General features: G+C 67.4%; 12 protein-coding genes. 2 read left to right on the top strand and 10 right to left on the bottom strand.

Going from position 1 to position 12,598, the window contains the following annotated elements:
* The first annotated feature begins 152 nt into the window (after window positions 1-152).
* Entirely contained in the window at window positions 153-1,664 is a 1,512-nt protein-coding gene (locus ACIQTU_RS01930) for a peptidase S41 (protein ID WP_400541512.1), read from the top strand.
* 4 nt (window positions 1,665-1,668) lie between these two features.
* On the opposite strand, the gene ACIQTU_RS01925 is transcribed toward ACIQTU_RS01930, so the two are convergent.
* A complete protein-coding gene (locus ACIQTU_RS01925) occupies window positions 1,669-2,424 on the bottom strand; it encodes an alpha/beta fold hydrolase (protein WP_400541509.1) in 756 nt (251 codons plus the stop codon).
* A gap of 231 nt (window positions 2,425-2,655) precedes the next feature.
* Here ACIQTU_RS01925 and ACIQTU_RS01920 point away from each other — a divergent pair, with 231 nt between their 5' ends.
* The gene (locus ACIQTU_RS01920; protein ID WP_400541506.1) at window positions 2,656-3,099 is read left to right on the top strand and encodes a surface-adhesin E family protein; all 444 of its coding nucleotides are present in this window, start codon (window positions 2,656-2,658) and stop codon (window positions 3,097-3,099) included.
* A gap of 84 nt (window positions 3,100-3,183) precedes the next feature.
* Here ACIQTU_RS01920 and gyrB read toward each other — a convergent pair whose 3' ends face one another.
* The 9 genes from gyrB to ACIQTU_RS01875 all read right to left on the bottom strand — a co-directional run bounded on the left by gyrB (window position 3,184) and on the right by ACIQTU_RS01875 (window position 12,575).
* Window positions 3,184-5,613, bottom strand: coding sequence for a DNA topoisomerase (ATP-hydrolyzing) subunit B (gene gyrB / locus ACIQTU_RS01915; protein WP_400541503.1), 2,430 nt, complete (start codon window positions 5,611-5,613; stop codon window positions 3,184-3,186).
* Window positions 5,614-5,747: 134 nt separating this feature from the next.
* Entirely contained in the window at window positions 5,748-6,875 is a 1,128-nt protein-coding gene (gene recF / locus ACIQTU_RS01910; RefSeq protein ID WP_400541500.1) for a DNA replication/repair protein RecF, read from the bottom strand.
* Entirely contained in the window at window positions 6,872-7,369 is a 498-nt protein-coding gene (locus ACIQTU_RS01905) for a hypothetical protein (protein ID WP_400541497.1), read from the bottom strand. Before ACIQTU_RS01905 ends, recF begins: the two co-directional genes overlap by 4 nt.
* On the bottom strand, window positions 7,366-8,484 hold the full coding sequence (gene dnaN, locus ACIQTU_RS01900) for a DNA polymerase III subunit beta (protein ID WP_400541494.1): 1,119 nt from the start codon (window positions 8,482-8,484) through the stop codon (window positions 7,366-7,368). Before dnaN ends, ACIQTU_RS01905 begins: the two co-directional genes overlap by 4 nt.
* A 174-nt stretch (window positions 8,485-8,658) precedes the next feature.
* Entirely contained in the window at window positions 8,659-10,116 is a 1,458-nt protein-coding gene (gene dnaA, locus ACIQTU_RS01895) for a chromosomal replication initiator protein DnaA (RefSeq protein WP_400541492.1), read from the bottom strand.
* Window positions 10,117-10,637: 521 nt separating this feature from the next.
* On the bottom strand, window positions 10,638-10,907 hold the full coding sequence (rpsT, locus tag ACIQTU_RS01890; RefSeq protein ID WP_292085084.1) for a 30S ribosomal protein S20: 270 nt from the start codon (window positions 10,905-10,907) through the stop codon (window positions 10,638-10,640).
* Between the two features lie 133 nt (window positions 10,908-11,040).
* Entirely contained in the window at window positions 11,041-11,826 is a 786-nt protein-coding gene (locus ACIQTU_RS01885; protein WP_400541489.1) for an enoyl-CoA hydratase, read from the bottom strand.
* Between the two features lie 42 nt (window positions 11,827-11,868).
* A complete protein-coding gene (locus ACIQTU_RS01880; RefSeq protein ID WP_400541486.1) occupies window positions 11,869-12,087 on the bottom strand; it encodes a helix-turn-helix transcriptional regulator in 219 nt (72 codons plus the stop codon).
* Window positions 12,087-12,575, bottom strand: coding sequence for a hypothetical protein (locus ACIQTU_RS01875; RefSeq protein ID WP_400541484.1), 489 nt, complete (start codon window positions 12,573-12,575; stop codon window positions 12,087-12,089). The genes ACIQTU_RS01880 and ACIQTU_RS01875 overlap by 1 nt, the downstream gene beginning before the upstream one ends.
* Between the last annotated feature and the right edge of the window lie 23 nt (window positions 12,576-12,598).

Genomic DNA, 12,598 nt, shown 5'->3' with positions numbered 1-12,598 from the left:
GTTGAACTCGCATGACCGCGCCTCCCCCTGATCGCACCCTTCCCTGCCCTCAAGACCGAACAAGGTCCAGCGAACAGGCGTCATGACCAAAGCTTAACTGGTGGAAACCCGCACGACGCGACACATTTTCACGACAGATCGAAAGGTGAGGCATGAAACGATTTCTGGCTGCGGGCGTCGCCTGTCTGGCGATGGCGGGCGCGACGCAGACTCTCGCCCAGGACGCGGCGACGACTGACATGTCCAAGCCCATGCTTCAGCCGCGCGACTGGTCCGCGACCCTGGTTCGGGACGCGACCGCCCTGCATGACATCATGATCGACAGCCACCCCGGCACGCATGATCCGCTCAATCCCCAGTTCCGCGCCCGCCTGGATCAGGGGCTGGCGGCGGCGCTGGAGCGGGCCAAGACGACCACCGACGCCGGTGGCTGGTGGTGGGCGCTGCGCGCCTATGTCGCCAGCTTCCAGGACGGCCACGTCCAGATCAGCATGACCCAGAGGGACTTCGGCTTCCCGACCCGCTGGCCCGGCTTCCTGACCGTCTATCGCGGCGCCGATCAGGTGGTGGCCAACCGCGACGAGGCCGACGCCGCCGCCCCGCCGCTGGGCGCCAAGCTGATCGACTGCGACGGCGTGAGCGCCGCCACCCTGTCCGAGCAGCGCATCGGCCAGTTCAGGGGGCGTTGGTTCCTGGAGGCGATCCAGACCCGTTTCGGCGACTGGTTGTTCATCAGCGCCGAAAACCCCTGGCAGACCGAAATGAAATCCTGCCGCTTCGAGGCGGACGGCGCCACCAAGACCTACGCCCTCGACTGGCGCGCCACGCCCGATGATCTGAGCGATCGCCGCACGAAGCTGGCGCCGAGCGCCCGGCCCGACTTCGCCCTGAAGCATTTCGACGATGGCGGCTTCTGGATCTCGACCCCCACCTTCAACGGCGACCCCTCCAGCGAGAACTACGCCGAGCTGACGGCCCTGGTCGCCGACATGAAGGCCAAGCAGGACGCCCTGCGCGCCGCTCCCTATGTGGTGCTGGACCTGCGCGGCAACGGCGGCGGCTCCTCGCACTGGAGCCAGCTGATGGCCCAGGTCCTGTGGGGCGACGCCTGGATGGCCGCCCACCCCGAACCGGCGATCGAAGCCGTCGAATGGCGCGCCTCGGACGGCAATATCGCCGAAATCTCCGCCTTCCTGGACAAGCTGCGCGCCACGAACGGCCAGCCGGAGCTGATCACCTGGGCCGAAGACGCCATCAACGGCATGAAGGCGGCCCAGGCCGCCGGCCAGATCTACTGGCGCAGCGCCAATGATGAAAAGCCGACCGACGCCGCCCCGCCGCCGCCCGCGCCGCAACTGATGGCGGGCCGGGTCTATGTCCTGACCGATTCCAGCTGCGGCTCGGCCTGCCTCGACGCCGTCGATCTGTGGAAGACCGTCGGCGCCCTCCAGGTCGGTCGCGAAACCTCGGCCGACACCGTCTACATGGAGATCCGCGAACCCGTCCTGCCCAGCGGCCTGGCCGAAATCGCCGTGCCGATGAAGGTCTATCGCGGCCGCGCACGCGGCAACAACGAGCCGCAGCGCCCCCAGTATGTCATCGAAGGCGACATGACCGACGACGCGGGCCTTCTGGCTTCGATCCGCGCGCTTCAGCCGCGCTGAAACCTCAGCGCAGGAAGCGTTCGACCGCTGCCTGGAAACGGCGCGGCTGGTCGATCATGACCATGTGCTCGGCCCCTTCGATCCGTTCGAAGGCGGCCGGCGTGCGCAGCGAGCGGTAGCCGGCGCGGAACAGGCCGTCGATCTGGCTGCGCGGGCTGCGATCGTCGGCGCTCCAACCGTAGACCACCGTGACCGGCGCGGTGATGGCGGGCAAGCGCGCGCGCAAGTCGACCGTCATCACCTCGTATAGACCCTGCGCCAGGGTGCGGCGGTCGCCGCCCTGCCAGCCCAGGGAGCCGAACAGATTGTCCGCCGCTCCACCCATGTCCGCCCCCAGGCTTGCCGCATGGGTCTTCAGCGCCTCGTCTCCGAACAGCAGGATGCCCTGATAGGCCAGTCGCGCCAGAGGCTCGACGTCGCCCGTGGTCGCCCCCGCATTGATCAGAGACGGAAAGAAGGGGGAGGCGTCTACCACCATGACCCGGCCCACGCGCGGCCCCGCGTCGGCGGCGACCCGCAGGGCGATCTGCCCGCCCATGGAATGGCCGATGACGGCGGGCCGCGTCAGGCCCTTCTCGACGATATAGCGCCGGATCTCCGCCGCGGCCGGTCCGCCGACCAGGCCTTCGGCGTTCCCGCCCGGCGGGATCGCCCCGAAGCCGCGCACAGTCACCAGATGCACCCGATACCGCCCCTCCAGGGCGCTGGCCGTCCGCGCCCAGACCGCCGAGGTCGAGGCCAGACCGGGAATCAGGATCACGTCCGCCCCCTCGCCCCGCGCTTCGACGACGATCCGATCCGAGATGAAGGGCGCCGGGGCCCGCGCCGCCCAGGCCATCGACGCAGGTAGCCCCAAGACGAGCGTGAGGACGAGAAGGAAGAATCTCATCCAAACAACCTAGGCGACGATAACGACAATTCATCGACAGACCGCGGCAGTTGAATTTTCACCGGCGCGGGTGTGAAGTCCTCCCATCCTGGGGAGGAAAAAATGAAATACCTTATCGCCCTGCCTATTGTTCTCGCCGCGACCGCCCTCAGCTTCAGCGCGACCGCCGCCGAAGAATGGAACGGCGTTTCGTCCAGCGCGCGTTTCGCCTATCTCGCCGACATCTCCAGCATAAGCACTGTCGGCGACGACACTACCGTCAACGTCGCCCGGGTGCCCGTTCAGGGAACGGCCGGAGACTACAGCCACAAGATCGACGCCTACGCCTTCCGCTGCAGCGCCAATCAGGCCCGCATCACGGAAGAGGCGCAGTTCGGTCCCGACGGCGCAGTCACGGACCGCTTCCCCGATCCCGAAGCCGCCTGGGAAGACGTTCCAGCCGACAGCCTGGTCGCCTACATCAGGGGCGTAGCCTGCGAAAGCATGCGCTCGGACCGCACATCGCCGTCGATCCAGGCCTTTATCGATGGCGGACGGGGCAAGTAGCCTCGACGTCCACGCGCTGAACAAAAAGGGCGGGGGATCCACTCCCCCGCCCTTTTCACAACTCGAGCCCCTCGAAGAACACCGTCAAACGTCGACGGCGGCGTCCAGGGCGTTGTCCTGGATGAACTCGCGGCGAGGCTCGACCACGTCGCCCATCAGCTTGGCGAACAGGTCGTCGGCGTCGTCGCCGTGCTCGACCTTGACCTGCAACAGGGTGCGGGCGTTGACGTCCAGCGTCGTCTCCCACAGTTGCTCGGGGTTCATCTCGCCCAGACCCTTGTAGCGCTGGATGGCCATGCCCTTCTTGCCGGCGTCCAGCACGGCGTTCAGCAGGTCCAGGGGCCCGCGGATCGTCGTCGACTTGTCCTTGCGGCGATAGACGCCGGGCTGGTCGAACAGGCCCTCGAAGGTGGCGGCGCGTTCGGCCAGACGGCGGGCGTCCAGCGAGCGGCCCAGTTGCTCGTCGAGGACGATGGTCTCGCTGACGGCGCGGCGGACGCGGCTGAACACCACCCCGCCCTGCTCGGCGCGATCGCCCGACCACGGGCCGTCGCCTTCTTCGGCGTAGAGGTTCAGGCGCGTCGCCGCGTTGGCGGCGCGCGTCTCCAGTTCGCCGGCGCTCTCGGTGAACAGGCCGGCCAGGGCCCCCTGCTCGATGGCGAAGGCGGGAGCGCGGGCGGCCAGACGGTCGACCAGGGCCTTGAAGGCCTTGGCTTCGCGCACCAGACTCTGCAGGTCCAGACCCATGCGGCGCTCGCCGTTGGACAGGTCCAGCTCGGCGTCGGCGCAGCCTTCCTCGATCAGGTAGGCGTCCATCTCCGCCTGATCCTTGACGTAGCGGTGCTGCTTGCCCTTCGACACCTTATAGAGCGGCGGCTGGGCGATGTAGACGTGGCCGCGTTCGATCAGCTCCGGCATCTGACGATAGAAGAAGGTCAGCAGCAGGGTGCGGATGTGGGCGCCGTCGACGTCGGCGTCGGCCATCAGGATGATCTTGTGATAGCGCAGCTTGTCGGCGTTGAAGTCGTCGCGACCGATGCCGGTGCCCAGCGCCAGAATGAGCGTGCCGATCAGGTCCGACGACAGCATCCGGTCGAAGCGCGCGCGCTCGACGTTCAGGATCTTGCCGCGCAGGGGCAGGACGGCCTGGTTCTCGCGGTTGCGCGCCTGCTTGGCCGAGCCGCCTGCGGAATCGCCCTCGACGATGAACAGTTCGGACTTGGCCGGATCGCGTTCCTGACAGTCGGCCAGCTTGCCGGGCAGGCTCGAGATTTCCAGCGCCGACTTGCGGCGGGTCAGGTCGCGCGCCTTGCGGGCGGCTTCGCGCGCCGAGGCGGCCTCGATGATCTTGGACACGATCATCTTGGCTTCGACCGGGTGCTCCTCGAACCAGGTCGACAGGCCCTCCGAGCACAGGTTCTCGACCGCCGGGCGCACCTCGCTTGAGACCAGCTTGTCCTTGGTCTGCGAGCTGAACTTGGGATCCGGCACCTTGACCGACAGGACGCAGGTCAGGCCTTCGCGGGCGTCCTCGCCGGTCGGCGCGACCTTCTCCTTCTTGGCCAGGCCCGAGCTCTCGATATAGCTGCCCATGACGCGGGTCAGGCTGGCGCGGAAGGCCGACAGGTGGGTGCCCCCATCCCGCTGCGGGATGTTGTTGGTGAAGCACAGCATGGTCTCGTGGTAGCTGTCGTTCCACCACAGGGCCAGGTCCAGCTCGATGCCGTCCTTCTGGCCGCGAATGACGATGACGTCCTTCAGGATCGGGGTCTTGGACTTGTCGAGGTGGCGCACGAAGGCTTCGACGCCGCCCTCATAGTGCAGCAGGATCTCGACCGGCTCGGCGCCGCGATGATCCGACAGCTTGATGACCACGCCAGAGTTCAGGAAGGCCAGCTCGCGCAGGCGATGCTCCAGCGTCTTCAGGTCGAAGTCGATGTGACTGAAGGTGGTGACGGACGGGTAGAAGGTGACCTCGGTGCCGGTCAGCAGACGACCCTTGTCCTCGCGCATCGGCGCGACGCCGACTTCCGCGAGCGAGCGCACCGTCTCGCCGCGCTCGAAGCGGACGCTGTGCTTCTTGCCGTCGCGATAGATGACCAGTTCCAGCCAGTCGGACAGGGCGTTGACCACGGACACGCCCACGCCGTGCAGGCCGCCGGACACCTTGTAGGAGTTCTGGTCGAACTTACCGCCGGCGTGCAGCTGGGTCATGATGACCTCGGCGGCGGAAATGCCTTCCTCGGCGTGGATGGCGGTCGGGATGCCCCGCCCGTTGTCGGTCACGGTGACCGAGCCGTCCTCGTTCAAGGTGACCGTCACCAGGTCAGCGTGGCCGGCCAGGGCCTCGTCGATGGCGTTATCGACCACCTCATAGACCATGTGGTGCAGGCCCGAGCCGTCGTCGGTGTCGCCGATGTACATGCCGGGGCGCTTGCGCACTGCGTCCAGGCCTTTGAGAACCTTGATGGAATCGGCGCCGTATTCCGGCGAAGTCTCAGTCTGGTCGGTCATGAAAACGTCGGCTCAGGGTCCGCGGACGGACGGGGAAAAGACGGCCTTCCAGCCGTCCGCGTCAGATCGCAAATCACCGCGTCCCGACGCCGATAACATATAGGAAATTTGACGGGAAAAGCGAGCCTTTAGGGTCAGCCGGACAGGCCGCCGCCTTCCACCGAAACGAACTGCGCCCGCCCCTCCAGCGCGGCGAACAGGCTGCGCTCGGTGCCGGTCATGAAGGCCTGCAACTGCAAGGCCTCGATCTCGTCGAACAGGGCGGCGCGGCGGGCTTCGTCCAGATGGGCCGGGGCCTCGTCCAGCAGCAGGACGGGCTGCGCCTTCTGGCCCGAGAGGCGCCCGACCTGGGCCAGGATCAGGTTCAGCACCAGGGCCTTCTGCTCGCCGGAGGACCCTTCGGCGGCGGGCCGGTTCTTCTCGCGGTGGATGGCTGTCAGGTCCGAGCGATGCGGCCCGAACAGGCTGCGTCCCGCCGCCGCGTCGCGCCCTCGCGCCCGCATGAAGCCCTCGCCCAGCATGGCCAGAATATCCCCCTCGTCCGCCCCCGTCGCCGCCATCTCCTCGGCCGCGCCGGTCAGGCCCAGGTCGGCCTGAGGGAAGGGCCGATCGTCGCGCGCATCGATGCCCGCCTGCAGCGCCGCCAGAGCCCGCGTCCGCGCCATGGCGGCTCGCGCCCCGGCCTCGGACAGCCGCGCCTCCAGGGCGTCCAGCCACAGGGGATCGGCGGGCCGGCCCTCAGCCCCGTCGGTCAGCAGCTTCAGCCGCTCTCGCAGGGCCTTTTCATAGGTCGAGACCGTCGCCGCATGATCGGGATCGGCGGCGAAGACCAGCCGATCGAAAAACCGCAATCGCCCCGCTCGCGCATCGGAGAACAGCCGGTCCTGCTCGGGCGTGGCCCAGACCGGACGCAGATGGTCCAGCAGCCGTCCAGGCGGCGCCGTCTCGCCGTCGATGCGAACGATGCGCCGCGCGGCGCCCGGCATCTGAACCCCCGTGCCCAGGCGCACCTCTTCGCCGTCTTCATCCAGCGTGACCATGACCGCCCAGGCCCGGCCCACGGCCTCGCCCGGCTCGCGCCGCCCCATCTCCTGCGCCGTCGCGCCGCGCAGCCCCTTGCCGGGGGTCAGCAGGCTGATGGCCTCCAGCAGATTGGTCTTGCCCGCCCCGTTCGGCCCATGCAGCACCACGGCCCCGCCGGAAACCGGCAGGCTGGCGCTCGCATAAGAACGGAAGTCGGTGAGGGCGAGAGAGCGGATCAAGCGCTCGAGCCGGGACAATCACCCCCGACCCATTCGGCAAGGCGACGCCCGCGAACTGAAGAAATGATACCCACGGTTCTGCCGCCATGCCGGACAGACACGTCGGCCAAAACCAGTCGGTTCTGCACGACCACGCCTTTGGTTCGGCCTTTTTGGTCACGCACGCGCGCTATCAATGAACCCAGAGGCGGCGTCATGACTTCTCTGACCTCAACGATGTCCGCGCGCTCAAAACGTCTCTCTTTGCCGAGCACAGGTCGAATGACCATGCACTCCGACTGGAGAGACACCTGCCTCGGCCGCACAAGGCCAAGCACGCCGTAACCCGCGATCACCGACGGGCCGACAAAGGCGAAAGCGAAAGACGCGGGAGCCAGCGGTGCAAGAAAGGAAATCACGCCGGCCAAAAGGGCGGCGAGCAGGAGCATCAGCCCGTACTCGAACGGGCTGCTGCTCCAGGCAAGACCTTCGGCGTGAGCGGCGCTTTCGATCATACCCTCAGCGGCATGAGCACGTACTGCACGCCCACGTCGGCCGGATCGAGCACCAGGGTCGGGCTGGCCGGATCGGCGAATTTGAAGTGAGCGGTCTCGCCGGTGATCTGACCGGCGACGTCCAGCAGGTAGCGGGCGTTGAAGCCGATCTCGAACGGCTCCTCGGAATAGCCGATCTCGACCTCTTCCTCGGCCTGGCCGGCTTCCATGTTGCGGACCGTCAGCTTCACCCGGTCGTTGTCGAAGGCCAGCTTCACCGAGCGGCTCTTCTCCGCCGAGATGGTGGCCACGCGGTCGACCGCCTTGGCGAACAGGGCGTTGTCGATGTCGGCCTGCTTGTCGTTGCCCTTGGGAATGACGCGCAGATAGTCGGGGAAGGCGCCGTCGATGACCTTGGAGGTCAGGCTGGCGTGGCCGAACTCGAAGCGGATCTTCTGGGCCGAAACCTGGACCTCGACCGAACCGGCGCCGTCGTCCAGCAGGCGACGGACCTGATCGACCGTCTTGCGCGGCACGATGACGCCGGGGCCGCCCGCCGCGCCTTCCGGCGCCGGGGTCTCGGCCAGGGCCAGGCGGTGGCCGTCGGTGGCCACGGCGCGCAGCAGGGGAATCCCGCCGTCGGACACCGTGTGCAGATAGAGGCCGTTCAGATAATAGCGCGTCTCTTCGGTCGAGACGGCGAAACGGGTCTTGTCGATCAGGCGGGCCAGGTCTTCCTTGGGCAGGCTATAGCGCGCGCCCGAGGTTTCCGTCGACATGACCGGGAAATCGCCGGCCGGCAGCACCGGCAGGTTGAAGCGCGAACGCCCGGCCGAGATCACCAGACGCGGATCGTCGCCCGAATAGGTCAGGGAGACCTCGGCGCCGTCCGGCAGCTTCTTGACGATTTCATACAGGGTATGGGCGGGGGCCGTGATCTGCCCCTCGACGTTCACCTGGGCCTCGGCCTCGTCGACCATCTCCATGTCGAGATCGGTGGCGGCGAAGGACAGGCGGTCGCGCCCGGCGCTCAGCAGCACGTTCGACAGGATCGGAATGGTGTTGCGGCGCTCGACCACGCTCTGAACGTGCCCGAGGGCTTTCAGGAGCGCGGAACGTTCGATGGTCAGCTGCATGTGGTCTCGCCCGGGCCGCGACGCCTTTTCAGCGTCGCCGTAAGGATGGGCTGGAACACTAGCGCATTGAGCGGCGGGGGCAACGGGGGGCCGACATCCGACGACGTCTGCCCCCGCTATCCACAGGCCCTCAGTGGAAGCTTTAGCCGCGCAGTTTGCGCGACGCTTCCCCGATCATCCGCGCAGTTTGCGCGTCAGGGCCTCGACGTCGCGGGCGATCTGCTCTTCCTTCGGCATCAGCTCCTCGATCTTGCGCACGCCGTGCAGGACGGTCGTGTGATCGCGTCCGCCGAAGCGACGGCCGATGTCGGGATAGGAGCGGGTCGTGTGCTGCTTGCACAGGTACATGGCGATCTGGCGCGGGCGGGCGATGGCGCGGGTGCGGCGCTCGCTCAGCAGATCGGCCTGCTTCAGGTTGAAGTGGTCGGCGACCGTCTTCTGGATTTCATCGACCGTGATGCGGCGCTCGGGACCGCCGCGCAGGGCGACGCCCAGCAGGCTCTGGGCCTCGTCGACGGTCAGAGCCGACAGGCGGGCGCCGGCGACGGCGGCCAGGGTGTTCACGGCGCCTTCCAGCTCACGCATCGAGCCGGGGGTGCGGTCCACCAGATGCTCCAGCACGTCGGTCCGGGCCTCGCCCGAGACGACGCCCAGCCGGGCCAGGGCGCTCAGACGCGACTGGGCCACGGCGACCTTCAGGCTGCGGTCGGCGGCTTCGACCGGGCAGGTCAGGCCGGCGGCCAGGTGGCTGCGCAGGCGCGGCTCGACGTCGCTCAGGGCGGTCGGGGCGCGGTCGGCCGACAGAACGATGCGTTTGCCGTCCTCGATCAGCGAGGTCAGGGTGTTGAGCAGCTCTTCCTGGGTGCTCGTCTTGCCGCCGACGAACTGGACGTCGTCCAGCAGCAGCATGTCGGCCGAGCGCAGGCTTTCCTTGAAGGCCGCGGTCGAGCGGTCCTGCATGGCGCGCACGAAGGTCGACAGGAAGCGTTCCGCGGTCAGATAGACCACCTTGGCGTCGGGGCGCAGGCGCTGCGCCTCCCAGGCGATGGCGTTCAGCAGGTGGGTCTTGCCGTAGCCGTAGGGTCCGCAGAAGAAGACCGGGTTGAAGTGGCCGTCGGCCCAGCTGGCGACCTGCTTGGCGATGGCGAGCGCAAAGGCGTTGCCCTGGCCCTCGACGAAGCTGTCGAAGGTCAGGCGTTCCTGCAGGCCGGCGGCGCGGACCGCGCGAGCGCCGTCCGTCGCCGGGGCGAAGGCGGAGGCGGCCATGGCGGCGGCCTGGACCGACATCGGAGCGGGAGCGATCACGCCGCCCACCGAGGCCAGGCGCGGGGCCTCGCCGGCGGGGAAGGCGGTCGCCGGGGCGGGCGAGCCCACCTCGGCGCGGCAGCGCACGTCCAGACGGCGCGACAGGCCGTCCAGGCCCAGCCACAGCTCGTTCATGCGACGCAGGGCGTTCTTGCGCACCCAGTCCCGCGCATAGGCGGTCGGCGTCACCAGGATCAGATTGCCGCTCGCATCCAGGCGCACGGCCGAGGGCGCGATGTAGCTGCTGAAGGGCCCGTCGCCGATCTCAGCCTTCAGGCGGCCCGCCGCCTCGGACCAGATACGGTCAGGATCCGTCATGCCCGTCATTACTGCGCCCCCGATCATCTCAGACACCCGCCAGAGTTAAGTTTAGTCCACCGAACGAACGCCCTTCGAAGCGGCCAAATCCGGGACGACTTCTCCTGTCCCGCGAAGCCAGGCTTCGCGAGTGGGGTCGTACTCACAGACAGACATCTCCCGCCGAGGGAAACCTTTGATTTCCCTCGCCTTCATCCAGATTGGATGGAAGTGCGTTACCCCTCGAACTTACGCACAGCGGAGCGGAGATCAACGCTGATTCGAGTCGAGATTCGCACTTAAATTGTTTGACTCCGGCAAACCCCGGCAGCGCTTGGGAAAATGGCGATTTCGCCCCATTCGCTAACGCTGGATTCCGTCGGATTTCGCTCGAGACTTAGCGCCGAACAGCAAGACGGCGAGGGAGCTTGCGCTTCCTCGCCGTTGAAATCGTTAGATTTTCTTGCGACAACCCCGTTACGGGTCATCCGAACGCCTCAGATGACGTCGTTTGACAAAGCCGTGAAAGCCCGTCCGCGACGCCGTCTAAATCAGGCGGCCGACAGCTTCTTCAGCTGGGCGGCCAGGCGCGAGACCTTGCGCGAGCCGGTGTTCTTGTGAACCACGCCCTTCGACACGGCGCGCATCAGTTCCGACTGAGCCGTGATGAAGGCGCCCTTGGCGGCTTCGACGTCGCCGCCGGCCAGAGCTTCCTGGAACTTGCGGAGGTAGGTGCGAACGCGCGTACGGCGGGCCTTGTTCACTTCGGTCCGCGCTTCGATCTTGCGGATCGCCTTGCGGGCGCCTGCATTGTTGGCCATCGGGTAAAAACCTTCGAACGAAAACGCCGCGAACCCACGTCCACGGCGAGGAAATCTCAAGAGCGGGCGGCTATAGCGGAAAGGCTCCGGCCGGTCAACGCGACACGGCCGGAATTGAATCAGGGCCTGGGTTTCAGCGCCCCGTGAAGGCGGGTTTGCGCTTCTCGACGAAGGCCGCCATCCCCTCCTTCTGGTCCTCAAAGGCGAACAGGGAGTGGAACAGGCGGCGCTCGAACACCACCCCTTGCGTCAGGGTGGTCTCGAAGGCGGCGTTGACCAGCTCCTTGTTGGCCATGACCGCCAGGATCGACTGGCCGGCGATCTTCGCCGCCGCCGCCCGCGCCTCGTCCAGCAGGACATCGGAGGCCACCACCCGCGACACCAGACCGGCACGCTCGGCCTCGGCCGCGTCCATCATCCGCCCCGTCAAACACATGTCCATCGCCTTGGCCTTGCCCACGGCCCGGGTCAGGCGCTGCGAGCCGCCGATGCCCGGCGCCACGCCCAGGTTGATCTCGGGCTGACCGAACCTGGCCGTCTCCGAGGCGATGATGAAGTCGCACAGCATGGCCAGCTCGCAGCCGCCGCCAAGCGCATAGCCCGATACCGCCGCGATGATCGGCTTCCTGAACCCGGCCACCCGGTCATGGGCGCGAGCGAAGAAGTTGCCGCGATACATGTCGGCATAGGCCTGATCCGCCATCTCCTTGATGTCGGCGCCGGCGGCGAAAGCCTTCACCGAGCCGGTCAGGACCACGCAACGCACGCTGTCATCGTCGGCCACGCTCTCGAGGAAATCGCCCAGCTCGCCCGTCAGGGTCGTGTTCAGCGCGTTCAGCGCCTCTGGCCGGTTCAGGGTGACGACCGCATAGCCGTCGGCGTGGCGTTCGATCAGCAGGGTGGAATAGGCGTCGGCCATCGGGCGCTCCTCATTATATCTGTTCGCAGGAGGTCTAGCGCCTCAGCCCTCCCACTGGAACACCTCGCCGATCTCGACGCCAAAGACCTGGGCGATGCGGAAGGCGGCCTCCAGACTGGGCGAGTACTTGCCCTGCTCCATGGCCACGATGGTCTGACGCGTCATGCCGATGCGCGCGGCCAGATCGGCCTGGGTCATCTCGTTGGCGTGAAAGCGCAGTTCGCGGATGCGGTTCTTTATAGGTGGCGGCGCCTTGCCCATCACCGCCCCCGCTTCAGCAGGGCCAGCGACAGGGCCCAGCGCGCCAGTTCCGACAGCATGATGCAGCCCAGCACCGCATTGGCGACCAGCACCAGACCATTGCCGGGGATCATCCACCGCGCCAGCCCCTCGGGCTTCACGCTGCCCCAGAAGCCGACGCCGTAGGCGACCGCCGAGACCGTGACCAGAAGGCCGATCAGCAGCATCAGCGAGACATGGCTGGCCTGCAGGGTCGCCAGCCCTTCGCGCTCGTCGCGCGCCCGCCGCTCGGCCTTGGACGTCGTCAGCATGGCCAGGGCCGTCAGCCCCGTCTCCAGCACCACCACTGCGACCAGACCCAGAATGAACAGCCCGCCCATGTCGGCGGCGAAGTCGGCCTGCTTCAAGCCCCCCGCCAGCACCCGCTCAAAAAACTTCCAGCCATAGGCGCCCCAGACCGCAAGCCCGGCGACGATGGCCACCCACAGATGCTTCTCGCGAAAGCTCATGACGCGCTCCTTTTCATGGCCGG

Origin of the sequence: Brevundimonas sp. NPDC090276, from assembly GCF_044772165.1 — a bacterium.
Taxonomy (GTDB): Bacteria; Pseudomonadota; Alphaproteobacteria; order Caulobacterales; family Caulobacteraceae; genus Brevundimonas.
The sequence above is the reverse complement of the archived record's forward strand: the minus strand, read 5'-3'. Positions and strand labels throughout refer to the sequence as shown.

Coding starts and splice junctions, on each gene's coding strand:
- rpsT (WP_292085084.1), bottom strand. CDS start 10,907: ATGGCCAACAATGCAGGCGCCCGCAAGGCGATCCGCAAGATCGAAGCG.
- ACIQTU_RS01920 (WP_400541506.1), top strand. CDS start 2,656: ATGAAATACCTTATCGCCCTGCCTATTGTTCTCGCCGCGACCGCCCTC.
- gyrB (WP_400541503.1), bottom strand. CDS start 5,613: ATGACCGACCAGACTGAGACTTCGCCGGAATACGGCGCCGATTCCATC.
- ACIQTU_RS01875 (WP_400541484.1), bottom strand. CDS start 12,575: ATGAGCTTTCGCGAGAAGCATCTGTGGGTGGCCATCGTCGCCGGGCTT.
- ACIQTU_RS01880 (WP_400541486.1), bottom strand. CDS start 12,087: ATGGGCAAGGCGCCGCCACCTATAAAGAACCGCATCCGCGAACTGCGC.
- dnaN (WP_400541494.1), bottom strand. CDS start 8,484: ATGCAGCTGACCATCGAACGTTCCGCGCTCCTGAAAGCCCTCGGGCAC.
- ACIQTU_RS01905 (WP_400541497.1), bottom strand. CDS start 7,369: ATGATCGAAAGCGCCGCTCACGCCGAAGGTCTTGCCTGGAGCAGCAGC.
- ACIQTU_RS01930 (WP_400541512.1), top strand. CDS start 153: ATGAAACGATTTCTGGCTGCGGGCGTCGCCTGTCTGGCGATGGCGGGC.
- dnaA (WP_400541492.1), bottom strand. CDS start 10,116: ATGACGGGCATGACGGATCCTGACCGTATCTGGTCCGAGGCGGCGGGC.
- ACIQTU_RS01885 (WP_400541489.1), bottom strand. CDS start 11,826: ATGGCCGACGCCTATTCCACCCTGCTGATCGAACGCCACGCCGACGGC.